The sequence below is a fragment of the Rhodococcus sp. AD45-ID genome (assembly GCF_003023755.1).
Classification (GTDB): Bacteria; Actinomycetota; Actinomycetes; order Mycobacteriales; family Mycobacteriaceae; genus Rhodococcus_F; species Rhodococcus_F globerula.
In genome coordinates, this window is the sequence record NZ_PYHL01000003.1 from 344447 (window position 1) to 360722 (window position 16276).

17 protein-coding genes are annotated in these 16276 nt (G+C 61.1%); 9 read left to right on the plus strand and 8 right to left on the minus strand.

The window, feature by feature from the left end:
* Nucleotides 1-45 precede the first annotated feature (45 nt).
* The gene (locus C7T36_RS25685) at nucleotides 46-666 is read right to left on the minus strand and encodes a hypothetical protein (protein ID WP_045068643.1); all 621 of its coding nucleotides are present in this window, start codon (nucleotides 664-666) and stop codon (nucleotides 46-48) included.
* An 89-nt stretch (nucleotides 667-755) separates the two neighbouring features.
* Here C7T36_RS25685 and C7T36_RS25690 point away from each other — a divergent pair, with 89 nt between their 5' ends.
* The 6 genes from C7T36_RS25690 (at nucleotide 756) to C7T36_RS25715 (ending at nucleotide 7371) form a co-directional block, all read left to right on the plus strand.
* Nucleotides 756-1802 carry an ATP-dependent DNA ligase gene (locus tag C7T36_RS25690; protein ID WP_033232338.1) on the plus strand — a complete coding sequence of 349 codons (1047 nt, stop codon included), beginning with the start codon at nucleotides 756-758 and terminating at the stop codon, nucleotides 1800-1802.
* A complete protein-coding gene (gene ligD / locus C7T36_RS25695; protein ID WP_045068646.1) occupies nucleotides 1802-2845 on the plus strand; it encodes a non-homologous end-joining DNA ligase in 1044 nt (347 codons plus the stop codon). The genes C7T36_RS25690 and ligD overlap by 1 nt, the downstream gene beginning before the upstream one ends.
* Nucleotides 2846-2894: 49 nt before the next feature.
* Nucleotides 2895-3407 (plus strand): DUF6764 family protein, encoded by a 513-nt coding sequence (locus C7T36_RS25700; RefSeq protein WP_033232335.1) that lies wholly within the window; start codon nucleotides 2895-2897, stop codon nucleotides 3405-3407.
* A 107-nt stretch (nucleotides 3408-3514) separates the two neighbouring features.
* The gene (locus C7T36_RS25705) at nucleotides 3515-4726 is read left to right on the plus strand and encodes a serine hydrolase domain-containing protein (RefSeq protein WP_045068649.1); all 1212 of its coding nucleotides are present in this window, start codon (nucleotides 3515-3517) and stop codon (nucleotides 4724-4726) included.
* 14 nt (nucleotides 4727-4740) lie between these two features.
* Nucleotides 4741-5607: a hypothetical protein gene (locus tag C7T36_RS25710; protein ID WP_045068651.1), complete on the plus strand. Its 867-nt coding sequence runs from the start codon at nucleotides 4741-4743 to the stop codon at nucleotides 5605-5607.
* Between the two features lie 81 nt (nucleotides 5608-5688).
* Complete coding sequence (locus tag C7T36_RS25715; protein WP_045068653.1) at nucleotides 5689-7371, plus strand: FAD-dependent oxidoreductase; 1683 nt, start codon at nucleotides 5689-5691, stop codon at nucleotides 7369-7371.
* Between the two features lie 10 nt (nucleotides 7372-7381).
* On the opposite strand, the gene C7T36_RS25720 is transcribed toward C7T36_RS25715, so the two are convergent.
* Nucleotides 7382-9169 (minus strand): ABC transporter ATP-binding protein/permease, encoded by a 1788-nt coding sequence (locus C7T36_RS25720; RefSeq protein ID WP_045068655.1) that lies wholly within the window; start codon nucleotides 9167-9169, stop codon nucleotides 7382-7384.
* A gap of 283 nt (nucleotides 9170-9452) precedes the next feature.
* On the opposite strand from C7T36_RS25720, the gene C7T36_RS25725 reads away from it, so the two are divergent.
* Nucleotides 9453-10370, plus strand: coding sequence for an Ig-like domain-containing protein (locus tag C7T36_RS25725; RefSeq protein WP_045068658.1), 918 nt, complete (start codon nucleotides 9453-9455; stop codon nucleotides 10368-10370).
* A gap of 21 nt (nucleotides 10371-10391) precedes the next feature.
* Nucleotides 10392-10718, plus strand: coding sequence for a YnfA family protein (locus tag C7T36_RS25730; RefSeq protein ID WP_033232329.1), 327 nt, complete (start codon nucleotides 10392-10394; stop codon nucleotides 10716-10718).
* Between the two features lie 65 nt (nucleotides 10719-10783).
* On the opposite strand, the gene C7T36_RS25735 is transcribed toward C7T36_RS25730, so the two are convergent.
* The 4 genes from C7T36_RS25735 to C7T36_RS25750 all read right to left on the minus strand — a co-directional run bounded on the left by C7T36_RS25735 (nucleotide 10784) and on the right by C7T36_RS25750 (nucleotide 13691).
* Nucleotides 10784-11455, minus strand: a complete 672-nt coding sequence (locus C7T36_RS25735; protein ID WP_033232328.1) for a GNAT family N-acetyltransferase — start codon at nucleotides 11453-11455, stop codon at nucleotides 10784-10786.
* Between the two features lie 107 nt (nucleotides 11456-11562).
* Entirely contained in the window at nucleotides 11563-11976 is a 414-nt protein-coding gene (locus C7T36_RS25740) for a hypothetical protein (protein WP_033232327.1), read from the minus strand.
* Nucleotides 11977-12034: 58 nt separating this feature from the next.
* Nucleotides 12035-12526, minus strand: a complete 492-nt coding sequence (locus tag C7T36_RS25745; protein WP_033232325.1) for a nitroreductase family deazaflavin-dependent oxidoreductase — start codon at nucleotides 12524-12526, stop codon at nucleotides 12035-12037.
* 1 nt (nucleotide 12527) lies between these two features.
* Nucleotides 12528-13691, minus strand: coding sequence for a steroid 3-ketoacyl-CoA thiolase (locus C7T36_RS25750; RefSeq protein ID WP_045068661.1), 1164 nt, complete (start codon nucleotides 13689-13691; stop codon nucleotides 12528-12530).
* A gap of 175 nt (nucleotides 13692-13866) precedes the next feature.
* Between C7T36_RS25750 and C7T36_RS25755 the strand changes: the two genes are divergently transcribed.
* The gene (locus C7T36_RS25755; RefSeq protein ID WP_033232323.1) at nucleotides 13867-15117 is read left to right on the plus strand and encodes a cytochrome P450; all 1251 of its coding nucleotides are present in this window, start codon (nucleotides 13867-13869) and stop codon (nucleotides 15115-15117) included.
* A 212-nt stretch (nucleotides 15118-15329) separates the two neighbouring features.
* Here C7T36_RS25755 and C7T36_RS25760 read toward each other — a convergent pair whose 3' ends face one another.
* Nucleotides 15330-15710, minus strand: a complete 381-nt coding sequence (locus tag C7T36_RS25760) for a VOC family protein (RefSeq protein WP_045069690.1) — start codon at nucleotides 15708-15710, stop codon at nucleotides 15330-15332.
* 153 nt (nucleotides 15711-15863) lie between these two features.
* Nucleotides 15864-16274, minus strand: a complete 411-nt coding sequence (locus C7T36_RS25765; protein WP_033232322.1) for a nuclear transport factor 2 family protein — start codon at nucleotides 16272-16274, stop codon at nucleotides 15864-15866.
* Between the last annotated feature and the right edge of the window lie 2 nt (nucleotides 16275-16276).

Sequence of the window (16276 nt, forward strand, 5' to 3'; positions counted from 1 at the left end):
TGCGCCTTTATCAACCGCGGGCGGTTGATAAAGGCGCACAACAGGTTAGAGCGTTGCCGTGCAAACGGTGAACTTGCGTTCGGCGTGCTCGAATCCCGAATCTGCTTCGGAACCACAATCTTCGATGGACGTCGAACCCTGGAGGATTTCGATTACCTGGACTACGTCGCTTCCCGAATCGGCGCAGTCGATACGGGCCGGCTCGTCGTCGAGGCCACCCGGTCCGAGATCCATGCATCCGCCGACGACCCAGTCGATGTCGAGACAGACCGCGCCCTGTTCCTGGCCGAGCAGAGTCTCGTAGTAGGTCTGATCGATGTCGGACGCGCACTCATCCGACGTGGGGGCTTTGGCGACAACCTTGTAGTTGGATTCGTCGCTGCCGCACACGGCGTGGTCGATTTCGGCGTCGTTCGTGGTGCCGCCGATCTTGACGCAGTCGCCGATGTTCACGTCGATATCAACGTCGCCGCCCGCGTCGGTGCCCTCTTGGCCGTCGATCTTCGAGGTGGTGGTGCTCGCTGACATGGTGGTCGAATCTGCCACGGTGGATGATGATTCCGCGATGGCTTTAGGCTCGACGTCAGATCCGCACCCAGTGGCGAAAATGGCGATTGCAGACGTCGCGATCAGTGCTGTGCACAGCCGTCCGACGATTCCGGACATTCAAGTCTCCCTTGCTGATCTTGGATTATTCGGGCTCTATTCCACTTCACTGCTAGTCGAATAGCGAATCGGGCTGTCAGTATGAGTGGGTGGACCTCCCTCAGATGCCGCCGCTCGCCCCGATGTTGGCGAAGGCCGCTACGACAGTGCCGGTACAACCCGAATCCGACCAGCCGACGTGGTCGTACGAACCGAAATGGGATGGCTTTCGGTCGATAATCTTCCGCGACGGGGACGAGGTAGTCCTCGGTTCACGCGGAGGAAAAGACCTGGCTCGGTACTTCCCCGAAATCGTCGAAGCGGTGAAGGCGGAACTGCCGGACAAATGTGTGGTGGACGGCGAGCTTGTCGTGCCCCGGGAAGTGAACGGCGTGACGCGGCTGAGTTGGGAAGCGCTGTCCGAGCGCATCCACCCCGCAGCCAGTCGAGTGACGCTGCTCGCCGAACAGACACCAGCGCAATTTGTCGGATTCGACCTGTTGGCGTTGGGAGATCGGGACGTAGCCTCCGAAGATTTCACCGTTCGACGCGCATTGCTGGTCGACACGATCGGCGGCGGTCCGAGCTGTCATGTCACAGCTGCAACTTTCGACAGCGGTGAGGCGATGCGGTGGTTCGAGATGTTCGAAGGCGCTGGTCTTGACGGTGTGATCGCCAAGAAGCTGGTCGGCCCCTACCTGCCGAACAAGCGCGAGATGATCAAGGTCAAGCACGCCAGAACCGCGGATGTCGTACTGCTCGGATACCGTCCGCACAAGAGTCAACCGGGTATCGGTTCGATGCTGCTGGGTTTGTTCGACGGCTCCGATTTGAAGATGGTCGGTGGCGCTTCGGCATTCACCGCGGCGCGGCGAATCGAGTTGCTGGAAGAACTCGAACCACTACGCGTCGGCGACGACGTGGTGGCGGAAGGCGAGGCAAGTCGATGGAAGTCGGCCGCCGATCGCTCGTGGGTCCCGCTCCGCCCGGAGCGGGTGTTGGAAGTGGCATACGACCAAATGGAAGGGGAACGCTTCCGGCACGCAGCGCGCTTTCTGCGGTGGCGTCCGGATCGGGTTCCCGACGAGTGCACGTTCGATCAGTTGGAGGTTCCGGTGCGGTACGACTTCGCGGATGTCCTTGCAGGTGGTGTGTGATGGCCAGTCCGGCAGTGGAACTGGATGTCGACGGAATCGCGGTCCGTCTCTCCAGCCCCGACAAGATCTACTATCCGCAATTGGGCACCGACGGCGGGACCAAGCGTCATCTTGTGGAGTACTACCGCACAGTGGCGTTGCAGGGCGCCGCGGTGGCCGCCCTGAAGGATCGACCGACACACCTGCAACGCTTTCCCGACGGTATCGAGGGCGAAGAGGTCTACCAGAAACGATTGCCGGCGAAACGACCTGAACATGTCGGATCCTGTGAGGTGACGTTTCCGTCCGGGCGCAAGGCCGACGTCCTCCGAGTGCAGAACGCTGCCAACATCGTGTGGGCGGCAAACCTCGGAACCATCACGTTTCATCCGTGGGCAGTGCGCTGCCCGGACACCGATCATCCCGACGAATTGCGGATCGATCTTGATCCGCAGCCCGGAACCGGTTTTGCGGAGGCCGTCGCGATCGCCGACGAGGTACTGCGTCCACTTCTCTCGGAACTGGGCCTGGAAGGGTTCCCCAAGACGTCCGGTGGACGGGGCCTGCACGTCTACATTCCGCTCGTGCCGCGTTGGGATTTCATCGAGGTTCGACACGCGGGAATTGCACTGGCTCGTGAAGTCGAACGACGCAGCGGCGATCGGGCGACAACGGCCTGGTGGAAGGAAGAACGTGGTGAGCGGATCTTCATCGACTTCAACCAAAATGCCAGGGACAGAACGATTGCCGCAGCCTATTCTGCGCGCAAAACTCCGATTGCAACCGTGTCGACGCCGGTGACGTGGGACGAACTGCGCGACGTACACCCCGACGACTGCACTATCGCGACGGTCCCGAATCTGCTCGCCGACCGCGGTGATCCGATGGCAGCGATGCACGAGAAGGCCTTTGAACTCGATGTTCTCCTGGAAATGTTCGAGAAGGACATCGCAGCAGGATTGGGAGACCTCCCATATCCGCCCAACTACCCCAAAATGCCGGGTGAACCGAAACGGGTACAACCGAGTCGCGATCGAGATCGGAAGCAGACAGAAACCGAGTAGCGTCTGAATCGGACAAATCCGAGACTCGCGAGTGCATTGTGAGGTTGAAATGGATCACCGGGGCGCACGGGTTACAGGATTGATAGTGGGCGGCGGGATAATCGCAGCTCTGAGCATTGTCGGCGCTACTTCGCAGGCGTCGGCCGCAACATTGGACTGCTCTGCGAGAGGGCTCGATCAGACTCTGGTGGACGGCTCGTCGGCGTGCCGGGCGGTTGCCGATGCGGACAGTTCCGCCATCTCGCATGTCGAAGGTGACGGAGTAGGGGCCGCAGACTCGCGCGACGGCGGCACGTCTGCTGGGCTTGCGATGTTCGGTGGCGTCGCGGCCGCGGAAACTCGCGGTGGAATGCTTGCTGCCGTTGCCTTCGGGCGGGATTCGTTAGCTCTCGGGCGCACCGCATCGCCGTTTGCGGTCGTCCTGGCAGGCCCAGGCGGTCGCGCTGCTGTCGGTGATGCCGACGTTGGCGCAATCTGCGCCGGGGGTCCTGCGCTGGTTTTCAATATCGCGACTGCTCAGGGATGTTTCAGCGATGGAATTTCGACCTGGACGCTGCCGTGACGGTGCCCCGCACTACAGTTCACTTCGTGACACCGGTCACAAAGATGTAAAGCTGTGGTGGGTCGATCAGGGCAGCTGCCGTGATCAAACGGGGATCGGAGGACGCGATGACTGCAAACGCACGACGCGGTTCAATCGCACGCACAGAGGTGCCGGCGCGGACCGAACTGTACGTCGATCGTCGATTCCTGCCACTGGCAGACCGGTTCTTTGCGATGTACCGGCAACCGCAGCAAGGCGGCGGCGCTTTGGTTGCCTACCAGGGCGGCGAGAAGGTCCTCGACATCTGGGCCGGATATGCCGACCGTGACCGCCGCTGGGACCACGACACCATCTCACTTTCGTTCTCCACGGGCAAAGGTGTGGCCAGTACCGTCGTACATCGTTTGGCTGAGCGTGGATTGATCGATTACGACGCGCCGGTCGCGCAGTACTGGCCCGAGTTCGGTGCCGCTGGCAAAGACAAGATCACCGTTCGTGACTTGATGACGCATCGCGCCGGCCTGCACAAGGTGCGTGGATTGATGCGCAATCCGCTCGATCTCATGGACTACGACGCAGTTGTTGCCGCACTGGCTGCGAGCAAGCCGGATCCGCGCCGGCTGAAGGGCCCCGGATATCACGCGGTGACATACGGATGGTTGGTAGCCGAATTGGTTGCGCGGGTGACGGGACTGCCCTTCACGGACGTCGTCGAGGCGGAGATCGCGAAGCCGCTCGGTGTCGACGAATTCTGGTTCCGCGTACCCATCTCCGAGCGGACGCGTATCGCGAAGCTGTTTCCGCACATCAATCCAGCGGGTCTCAACTGGGCGTTTGCGTCTACGGTTCTCTCTCATGTCGGCCCCACTCGCGGTCTGGCCGAGGCTGCGATGCCCGACGGATTCGACGTGATGGTTCGTAATCCGGCGGTGCATGACACAGTGATGCCCGGTTGGAACGGAGTCTTCAGCGCGCGGGCGCTGGCGAGGATGTATGCGGCAATCGCCAACGGCGGCATGCTCGACGGAAAGCGGTTCCTGAAAGAGTCGACCATCGATCAGATGGCGCCCATTCAAACGCGAGAACGTGACTACGTACTCGCGGTTCGGCCCAATTGGGCGCTGGGTTACCACCCGCCGATCATCGCGGCACGGCGTCAACCGCGAAACGCCATCGGACACTACGGCGTCGGTGGGTCGGGCGCATATGCCGATCTCGACAGCGGCTTGTCGTTGGGTTTCACGACCAACCGATTGGGTAGTGCCGTAACAGCACTTGGCGACCTTCGTCTCGCCAGGCTGGGAGCCGAAGCACAGGAGCTCGCGCGTCGGGGATAACGAGTGAGGTGAAAATGGTCGTAGATCTTGCGGCAGCAACACGATTTCTGGCCGGCAACGGCCGGATACTCGACCGTCACCGGTTGAATTTAGTTCTGGGGCAAGGTGATCGAGATGCTGCATTGGCGGCGGTCGACGGCTACCGAAATCCCGACGGCGGATACGGCTGGGGTCTCGAGCCGGACCTGCGTTCGCCAGGTAGCCAACCCGGTGGAGCACTGCATGCGTTCGAGGTTTTTGCCGATGTCGCCGCGGTGACCCCGCGGGCCCTGGAATTGTGTGACTGGCTGCAGACGGTATCGACCGTCGACGGTGGTCTGCCCTTTGCTCTTCCGATTTCCGAACCGGCTGGGTGCGCACCGTTCTGGGTCGACGCGGATCCGTCGGAATCGTCGTTGCAGATCACGGCCATCGTGTGCGCCACGGCGTTGCGGGTAGCCGAATTCGATTCCGCAGTGGCCAAACATCCCTGGCTCGATTCGGCGGTTCGGTTCTGCCTGGGTGCGATCGAGCGTGCCGAGACGTTGAGTGCTCTCGAATTGGCATTTGCGTTGCAGTTCCTCGATGCGGCGAACGAGGTCCGGTTGGTGGCAAAACTCGGTGCGCTCATTCCTCCGGACGGATTGGTGCACGTGGACGGGGGAGCTGTCGACGAGTGCATGCGTCCGCTCGATTTCTCGCCGTATCCTTCAGGTCCGACCCGCACGCTGTTCAGTGCGGGAGTGATCGATGAGGAACTGTCCGCATTGGCGGCGAGGCAGTGCGACGATGGCGGATGGATGGTGGATTTCGACAGCTATTCACCCGCTGCCGTGCTTGAATGGCGTGGTCATGCCACAGTTTCGGCAGTTGCCCTGTTGAAACGCAATGGCGTGATCTGAAAACCGTTCTCGCGCCAAATTGGAACACGTTATAGTCTGGAAAGTGGATGTGCTTATGTGTTTCAGGGATAGGGGAGAGCTATGGCGTATGTGATCACGCAGCCGTGCTGTAACGACGCCTCATGTGTGGACGTGTGCCCGGTCAACTGCATTCATCCGACGCCTGACGAAGCCCAGTTCGCCACCACCGAAATGCTCTACATCGACCCGGACACCTGCATCGACTGCGGTGCGTGCGTGGATGAGTGCCCGGTCGATGCCATCTACTCCGACAACGAACTTGCTGAAGCCGACGCGCCGTACCTCGAGATGAACGCGTCGTACTTCGAGAAGCATCCGATGGGGCCGGACTGGCCGGAGCCGATCACCATGGCCAAGATCGCTCCCGAGTTGGGGACGCTGCGGGTCGCCATCGTCGGTTCAGGGCCGGCGGCGTGTTACGCGGCGATGGAACTGGCCGGCAAGCCGCGGGTCGAGGTCGACATTTTCGATCGCCTACCGACGCCGTACGGGTTGGTCCGAGCAGGCGTGGCTCCCGATCATCCGGGTACCAAGGGCGTCACCGACCAGTTCCGCGCTGTCGTGTCGAAGAAGACGGTGCACTGCCACTTCAATGTCGAGGTGGGCAATCATATTTCGCATACCGAACTGCTCGAGCATCATCATGCGGTGATCTACGCGGTAGGTGCGGCAGGTGATCGCAAGCTCGATATCCCGGGCGAAGATCTTCCGGGAAGCCATGCTGCAACCGAATTCGTGGCCTGGTACAACGGTCATCCGAGTTACGCCGACCGTAGTTTCGATCTGTCCGGGGAGCGGGCCGTCATCGTCGGCAACGGCAACGTTGCGCTCGACGTCGCGCGCATACTCGTCACCGACCCGGATGTTCTGGCCAAGACGGATCTTGCGGATCATGCCCTCGAAGCGTTGCGCAACAGCAATATTCGTGAAGTAGTGATCCTCGGTCGTCGGGGCCCGGCGCAGGCCGCGTACACCAACCCCGAACTGCTGGCGCTGGGCCAGATGGCGGATGTGGACGTCATTGTGGATCCGGTGGAGGCAGAACTCGACGATTCGAGTCGGGCTTTTGTCGAGAGCGACGCCGCAGAGCCGTCGGTGTTACTCAAGGTGAAGCAGGCCCAGGAATTTGCCTCGCGCACAGCCGATCCCACACGTAAGCGCATAGTTCTGCGATTCCTCACCTCCCCGGTCGAGATTCTCGGCGACGGCAGTGTCGAGCAGGTTCGCATCGTGAAGAATCAACTGGTCGCTACACCCACCGGTCAATTGTCCGCACGGCCCACCGAGGAAACCGAGACCCTCGACACCGGACTGGTATTGCGTTCGGTCGGTTACCGAGGAACGCCCGTCGCAGACCTACCGTTCGACGATGCACGAGGTGTGATCCCCAACGAGAACGGCCGCGTGATCGATCCGGAATCGGGGATGCCCATGCCCGGCGTCTACGCTGCGGGGTGGATCAAGCGTGGCCCGACCGGTGTGATCGGCACGAACAAGTACTGCTCGGCTGAAACCGTGTCCATGATTTTTGACGACTTCGCAGCTGGGCGCCTTGCAACGCCAAGTGCGGAAGCGGAGAAGTTGACGGTACTTCTGGCCGACAGGTCACCGGATCAGGTGGACTACCAAGGTTGGCAGCGGATCGACAAGGCCGAGCGCGCATCCGGGGCGGCTGTCGGTCGTCCGCGAACCAAGCTCATTTCGATCGAATCGATGCTTGCGGCCGCTCGCGAGGAAAGCTAGCGGAGATCGTTCAACCTACGTGCTCGGTGAGAGACCATTGTCCCGAACCCTGCAGTTCGAGTTGGCGATTGTGAAAGACGTTGAGCGTGCTGCGGTGTCCCACGCTGACCATAATGCTGTCGGGCAGTTCGCTGCGCAGCATGCGGTAGAGCGTGTACTCGAGGCCTTCGTCGATCGCGGATGTCGCTTCGTCGAGGAACACGGTGCGGGGCTTGGCCAGAACTACCCGGGCGAACGCCAGTCGCTGTTGTTCGCCCGGAGAGAGGATTCGGGTCCAATCGGCTACTTCGTCGAGACGGTCGGTCAAATGCGGAAGATGCACCTGGTCAAGTACCGCTCCGAGCCTGCTGTCCTTGGCGATCGAACGATCCGGATACGCCAGTCCCGTGCGCAACGACCCCAGCGGCAGGTACGGGCGCTGGGAAAGGAAAAGCGACCTACCCACCGGCCGGGTAACCGAACCGTCCGCGTAAGGCCACAGTTGTGCGATGCTTCGCAGCAAGGTGGTCTTACCGCATCCCGACGCACCTTTGACGAGCAGGGCGTCGCCGTGATCGAGTGTCAGATCCAGCTCGGCGATCAAAGTCTCTCCGGAAGGCTTGCGTACGTGGAGTTTTCGGATGACAAGCTGATCTCCGGCGTCGGAAACGTCGAGCGTCGGTAGTGCCCGGGCTCGCTTGTCGGCGTCGGCGAGGCCGGTCAAGCGTATGAGGGTGGCGCGAAAGCTCGCGAAATCGGCGTACGACTCACGGAAGAACGACAAAGATTCGTGGACTTGGCCGAACGCCTGCGCGGTTTGCATGACGTCGCCGAAAGTGACCTGTCCCTTGAACAACCGAGAGCCCTGCACCAAGAACGGGAAGATGACTGCGGTCTGGTTCACGGCGAGATTGAAGCCACTGAACTTCAGCGTCCGGAACACGATGGCCCACATGTTGCGGATCACCGCAGCGAAGCGTGTTGCGAGCGTGCGACGTTCGACGTCCTCGCCGCGATAGAACGCGATACTTTCGCCGTACTCCCGCAATCGCACCAAGGCATAGCGAAAGGTCGCGCCGAGCTTCTCGTTCAGGAAGTTCAACATGATCAGCGGTCGGCCGATCCAGAATGCCAGCGCGGTGGTCACCAATACGTAGATGTAGACCAGGAAGATCATCGCGCGCGGAATCTCGGTACCGAAAATGGTCAGCGGTCCGGAGAGATTCCACAGGATCGCGGTAAAGCTCACTATCGACACCATCGCGGTGACCGCACCCATCGACAACGTGCGGGAATAGGTCACGAACGAGGTGATATCGGTCTGGATGCGCTGATCTGGATTGTCGATCGGGTTATGCAGGAACTCGCCGCGGTAGTACGCAAGACCGTCGAGCCAATCGTCGGTCAGGGTGTTGTTGAGCCAGATGCGCCACTTGATGTCGAGGGCCTGGCCGACGAAGTACGTGAGGAGCGAACTCACGACGTGGATGACCGCCAGGACGGCGAACACTCTGAGATAGTGCCAGAACCCGGCTTCGTCGAGGTTCTGAATCGTGTCGTAGAAATCCTTGTACCAGTAGGAGAACAACACCGTCACGCGCACAGCCCACACCGTGAGCAGCAGCAGTACTGCAAGAATCAGTATTGGAACGGGGCTGCGCCTGGGGTTGAAGTACGGCCAGGCCATCCGTCGAAACTGGCTGCCCCAGGCAGTGAAGCGGGCCAGCAGAATTGCCGTGATCGCGAGGGCGGCGGCGGTGATCGTATAAGCCTTCGCCAGCCACAGCGCACTGTCCGGAACTGCGGTGCTCCAGTTCACGTGCACCTCCGTCGCAGAACGGAAAAGGCGATCCCGTCGGGTACGGAAGCTGAAAAGCGGATTCACCGAAGTGGATGCCGCCAAACCTGGAACACCGTGCTCCCCGACCGTTGACAGCTACGGTTCAGCGAACCTTCGTATTGCTGGATTTCTCGTTTTATGTGTTAATTACAAGGGAATTGTGCGGTTTGCTCCGAATGGCGCGTTGGCGTCGATGCCAGGCGGGTATCGACGCCAGCCTCGCATGACCAGCAAATGCACGTTGTCGAAGGAAAGTAGTGAGATGGTCAGCAAGCGAGTGCGTCGGACATCCCGGATAGCTGTAGCGGTTGTCGGAGTAGTGGCTGCAGGCCTCACATTTGCCGGACCGGCAGCGGCTTTCCCGCTCTTTCCCGGTGGTCCGGAGATTCCAGTACCCGTCGTCGCCGGTGTTGCCGGCCTTGATCCGGCGCTCCCGGGTTTCATGGGCACGGCGGATCAGATTCCCGCCCCGGTTCCCAACTTCTCGGCACCGTCGGTCAACCCGTCCAACGGTGAGCGTGTCGGAATCGCTCAGCCGATCATCATTCGTTTCAACGAATCGATCGACGACCGCGCCACCGCGGAACGCGCAATTCGCGTCACCACCAATCCGCCGGTCGAGGGAAACTTCTACTGGATCAACAACAGCCAGGTGCGGTGGAAGCCGACGCAGTTCTGGCCCGCGAACATCTCGGTGACCGTCGACGCCGGGGATTCGCATTCCACGTTCAACATCGGCGATGCGCTCGTCACGGTTGCGGACGACAACACGAAGCAGATCACCATCACTCGCAACGGTGAAGTGGTGCGCACCATGCCGACGTCGTTCGGCAAGCCGGGCCACGAAACCCCCAACGGCACGTACATCGTCGGTGAGCAGCTGCGTGACATGTACATGGATTCGTCCACCTACGGCGTTCCGATCGATTCACCCGAGGGCTACCGGACCTACGTCGAATACGCGTCACGAATTTCCTACAGTGGAATCTTCGTCCACGCGGCACCGTGGTCCGTTGCGCAACAGGGATTCACCAACGTGAGCCATGGCTGCCTCAATGTCAGTACCGAGAACGCCAAGTGGTTCTTCGAGAACGCAGGCAAGGGCGACCCCGTGATCGTGCAGAACACTGCCGGTGGAATCCTCAGCGGCGCCGACGGACTGGGTGACTGGAACCGCTAGAAGCGCCTTACAGTTCTGGGCATGACCGTTGCTCGTTCGCTTCTGCTGTTCGTTCTTGCCGCCGTACTCGAAATCGGTGGAGCCTGGCTGGTGTGGCAGGGAATTCGCGAGAACAAAGGCTGGATCTGGGTCGGCCTCGGCGTGATCTCACTCGGCCTGTACGGGCTGGTCGCGACGATGCAGCCCGACGCGAACTTCGGTCGAATCCTGGCCGCGTACGGCGGCATATTTGTCGCTGGATCCTTGCTGTGGGCAGTGGTGATGGACGGTTTCCGCCCTGACCGTTTCGATATCGCCGGCGCGCTGATCTGCCTGGTCGGGGTTGGCGTGATCATGTATGCGCGGTAGGGCCTTCGGCCCTGTGCGCCTTTCTGGTAGCGACCACTACCAAAAAGGCGCACAGGGGCTTACCGCTAAGCCTTCGCCCGAACCACCAGAACAGTGCCGGGGAACTCGGCTGCAAGTTCGCGGCGAGCGTGCTTGATGCACGCGGTGCCGTAGCCCTTCTTCCGTGCCTGCGGAGCGATCCAGATCGCGACGTTCACTTCCTGATCGGTGAGCTCACCGAAAACCAGGCCGACGCTCTTCGGGGTATCAGACGAAAGGTCCTCGGCGACAAACCAAGCCGCGCTTTCGTCGTCGATCCGCCCCAAGCCTGCGGCGCGCTCCGATTCGACGCGATCCGAAGCCCACGGAGCGCCGCCGTCGTCGAACTGCTCCGTGGAGCGTTCCGCAAACAGTGCGGCATCGTCGGTGCTGTCGGTGAACGGGCGCAGGTTGAAGTTCGCGCCGCTGCTTGCCGGGCGATCCACGGCGGTCCATTCCAAGGTGGCGTCGAGGTTCTCGAGTTCGCCCTGGATACGGTCGCGTGCCGCCTTGGTCAGTGCGCTGAACTTGAGGCCCAACACGGCTTCCGCGTTGGACTCCGACGTCCCGAGCAGTTCTGCAACCGTCGCGACTGCTGCCTGATGATCGGCGCTGTCGACAACGGCGTCCAGGACCTCGTGTCGGCGTTCCAAGGCGCGAACAAGTGCGGCGGTGAGCTCGCGACGGTCCAGGATCTGATCTTGAATGTGCGTCGTCATAAATGCGACTCCTTGCTGTTCGAGGCTACGTTGTTCGAGGCTACAAACGATTGCCGTGCGGACCGTACTGGTCAATAGTGCTCCACCTTGCACGTTATGGCACGTGTTCAGCCTGTGGTGCGGCGGACGAGCCGTTCGTAGCGCTGACGTGCAGCCTGGGTGCTGCCGAGCCCGAGTCCGAACGCGATGTCCTGCCACGTCATTCCGCGTTTGCGTGCGAGCGCGAGGAAGAGTGCTTCGTCCTGGTCCATTTCGGCGCGAGCCTTGGGGATGAGACTCAAGGCGGCCATGATGTCGGCGTCGTCGACGTCCGGTTCACCGGGTTCGCGTGTGCTGCTGCCCGCGGCGAGGCCGCCGACGACGCGGATCGCGCCGTACGGTTCGAGCATGTGGGGGAGGGATTGCCTGGCGCGTTGGCCCTCTGTTGATCCGTGGCGTTCGTTGATGCGAAAGAGCCCGGCGTACTCGCGATGTGCGCGCTCACGGCCGGGCTCGATCGGTCGAAATGGGTCATCGGTCATGCTTTTCAGGTTTGCACGATCCGTTGGCAATGTAAACACTTCGTTGTAAACAAGTTGTTCACTTGTTTGCGAGCGGCTCACAGACGACGACCGGGATAACCCGATCCGTCCAGGCTTGGTAATTGTCGAAGTCTGCGTACATCGCGACCAGTTTGGGCCAGAGTCGGGCGCGTTCCTCGTCTGTGGCGACACGAGCTTTCATCGACTGCACGCGCGACTTGATCTGGACGGTCACCACAGGATCGGCCTTGACGTTGAGGTACCACATCGGGTTCTTCGGCAGACCGCCTTGTGACGCCACCAGAATCACGTTGTCGTCGTCCTCGAGAAAAAGCAGCGGACTGATCCGTTCCTCGCCCGACTTTCGGCCAGTGGTTGTGAGCAGGCAGATCGGCAGCCCGCGTGGAAACGCGCTGCCGACCCGCCACTTGCTGCCCAGCATTCCGTCGGTCGCCCGATACATCGCGACGTTGGCTTTCGACATCCACTTGATGATCGTGACTGTCACCGGAGCGTCGAGTCCCTTGGGTTTAGCTGGGGGAGTACTCATGTCAGATGCGCTCGATGATCGTGCCGGTTGCCAGTGCGCCGCCCGCGCACATCGTGATCAACGCAGTCGAACCGTCGCGCCGCTCGAGTTCGTGCAGAGCCGTCGTGATCAGCCGCGAACCGGTGCTGCCGACCGGATGGCCGAGTGCAAGCGCGCCGCCGTTGACGTTGACGTTGTCGAAATCCGGTCCGTGAACCTGCGCCCAGGACAGTGCAACCGAAGCGAAGGCCTCGTTGACCTCGAACAGATCGAGATCGCCGATCTTCATGCCGCTCTTCTCGAGTACGCGGGTCGTGGCCTGAACCGGACCGTCGAGGTGGAACTCGGGTTCGGATCCGACGAGGGCCTGCGCGACGATGCGGGCGCGTGGCTTCAAGCCGAGAGCGCGGGCCTTGTCCTCGTCCATGAGCAGGACGGCAGCGGCACCGTCGGAGATCTGCGAAGACGTTCCGGCAGTGTGGATTGCGCCCTCCATGACCGGCTTCAACCGAGCCAGGGACTCGGCCGTCGTGTCACGCAGACCCTGATCGCGATTGACCAGCTTGGTCTCGCCGGTCAGGTTGCCTTCCTTGTCGACCTGGGGTGCGGACAGTTCGAGCACCTCGCGGTCGAAGCGGCCTTCTTCCCAGGCCTGCTTGGCGAGGGCCTGGGAGCGGACGCCGAGAGCTTCGAGGTCCTCACGGGTCAGTCCGCGGCGACGTGCGATGCGCTCGGCGGCTCCGAACTGGTCGGGCATGTCGATGTCCCAGGTGGCGGGACGGCGTGGTCCGGCGAGAGTTCCGACATTGGCCCCAAGCGGGACCTGGCTCATCGCTTCGATGCCGCAGGCGATTCCGGCGTCGATCGCGCCGGTGGAGATCAAGCCGGCGATCAGATGATTGGCCTGCTGAGCGGATCCACACTGGCAGTCGACGGTGGTGGCACCGGTCTGCCATGGCAGTCCGGCGTGCAGCCATGCGGTGCGGGTGATGTTGTTGGACTGTGCGCCGGCTTGGGTGACGCAGCCGCCGATCACCTGCTCGATCAACATCGGGTCGATTCCCGAGCGATCGAGAAGACCCTTCTGAGCAGCTCCGAGAATTTCGGCAGCGTGCAGGCCGGCGAGCCAGCCTCCACGCTTACCGATCGGTGTGCGGACGGCCTCGACGATTACTGGTGTGCCCACGGTGGGTTCCTTTCCTTGTATTGAAAAAGTAGAACAAGTTCTTAGCAAGAAGCAAGAGGTGTCTACTGTTTCCTTTCCTAGTAAGCAGGCTTGTGTTTCAATGTAAGTAGAACGTGTTCCACATTACGGATGGTCATCACCTCGGTGATGAAAAGGCTCATGGCAGGAGACATCAGTGGCACAGCCCGCAATCCCCCAGGGGATCGACTTCACGGACCCCGACATCTACGCAGAGCGGATGCCTTTCGAGGAATTTGCTCAGCTGCGTAAGACCGCTCCCGTGTGGTGGAATCCGCAGCCGCCGGAGATCGGCGGGTTCCAGGACGAGGGCTACTGGGTGGTCACTCGGCATGAAGAGGTCAAGGACGTCTCGCAGCGCAGTGACATCTTCTCGACCCACGAGAACACCGCGATCCCGCGTTTTGCCGACGACATCCCGCGTGAGAACGTCGAAATGCAGCGATTCATCCTGATCAACAAGGATGCTCCCGAGCACACCAAACTCCGCAAGCTGATTTCGCGCGGGTTCACGCCGCGAGCGATCAACAGCCTGCGCGACGAACTGACCGAGCGTGCCGAGCAGATCGTGAAGACCGCTGCCGAGAGTGGTGCCGGAGACTTCGTCACTCAGGTGGCGTCGGAACTTCCGTTGCAGGCGATTGCCGAGCTTCTCGGTGTGCCGCAGGAAGACCGTATGAAGCTCTTCGACTGGTCCAACCAGATGACGTCGTACGACGACCCGGAGTTCGACATCGATCCGCAGGCCGCGTCGATGGAGATTCTCGGGTACGCGTACCAGATGGCGGATCAGCGCAAGAAGTGTCCCGCCGATGACATCGTCACCAAGCTCATCGAAGCTGACATCGACGGAAATGAGCTCTCCCCTGAGGAATTCGGCTTCTTCGTGATCCTTCTTGCGGTCGCGGGAAACGAGACCACTCGCAATGCGATCACACATGGCATGGTGGCGTTCCTGGACAATCCCGACCAGTGGGAGCTGTACAAGAAGGAGCGTCCCAAGACGGCTGCCGACGAGATCGTTCGTTGGGCCACGCCGGTCACGTCCTTCCAGCGCACCGCTCTCGAGGACACCGAGCTCGGTGGACAGCAGATCAAGAAGGGTGATCGCGTCGTGATGATGTACGCGTCGGCCAACTTCGATGAAGACGTCTTCGAGAACCCGACGAAGTTCGACATCATGCGCGACCCCAATCCGCACCTCGGATTCGGCGGCACCGGTGCGCACTACTGCGTCGGCGCGAATCTGGCTCGCCTCGAAATCGACTTGATCTTCAACGCGATCGCCGATCATCTTCCCGACATCAGCCGGCTCGGAGATCCTCGTCGTCTGCGCTCGGGCTGGCTCAACGGCATCAAAGAGTTTCAGGTTGATTACAAGACCGGCGGCTGTCCGGTCAAACACTGAACCAGCCCTATACTGAGAGGGTAACCGGCAGGTAAGTATGTGTATGTAGGTATGTGTACGGAATCGAAGGTTGGCGCTGCGCTTTCGACTGCACAGAACTACAGTTGACGTTCTGAGGAGCCACTAGCTGGCTACTTGGAACTACGGTGGCGTCTGTGGGATCCCTCATCTCCCGCAGGCGCCACCGTTTGTAGTTCCGGGGGCGGGTTGTTTCAGCCCCCGTACGGTTTTGTGATGGCTTCCAGGAAGTGCCCCGACGGGTCGAGGAAGTAGACACCGCGCCCACCGTCATTGGTGTTGAAGCCGGTGCTCGATTTCCGCGGATCGGCCCAATGATCGAGTCTCAGATCGAGTATCCGCTGGTAGATTCCGTCGAAGTCGTTCTCGGATACCAGGAATGCGTAGTGCTGCGGTGAAATCTCAGCGCCTTCGTCGACCTGCGCGTAGTCCAGCATTACTCCGTGCTCGAGTTCGACGGAGAGGAAGTATCCGGCCGGCACAGGATCCGGAAGACCGAACATGTGAGTGAAGAACCACGCAGACTCGTGTCGGTCTTTTGCGGCGATGATGGTGTGATTGAACGAAATGGTCATTGAAGAACCCTTGGGGTACGACGCCTCCATGCCTGGCGCAGTCCGCCATCGACACGCGACGATAAGAACCAGGAAACCATTTTCGTGAATCCGACGCAACAGTGAGGGCTCCGGTCAATATGACCGGAGCCCTCACTTGATCGTTTTGTTCGGTCAGGCTTTGCGAGCTGTTTTCATGGCGCGCTCCACTTCCCAGAATGCGCGAAGTGACTGGATTTTGCCCTCGTCGTTGACGCGGTAGACAAACACGCCTTCCGCATCGACGACCATGCCACCAACCGTGCTCCGAATCTTCCCGATGTTGACGTTCTCGTTACCGCACACCAGGGAATCGTCGATGAGGAATTCGAGCGACTCCGTCGTGGCGATCGTCATGTCGTAGAACTTGGAAATGGCTTCGCGGCCGTGATGGCCTTTGCCCTCGGGATCGAAGCCCGACGGGCCGACGGGATCTTCGACCCAGCCGTCCTCGGCAAAGAGATCCAGCCAGGCTTCCTTGTTCTTCCCACTTGCCGCTGCCCGCGATGCATTGCCCGCTACACGGGCGGGATGTTCGGTGGTCATCG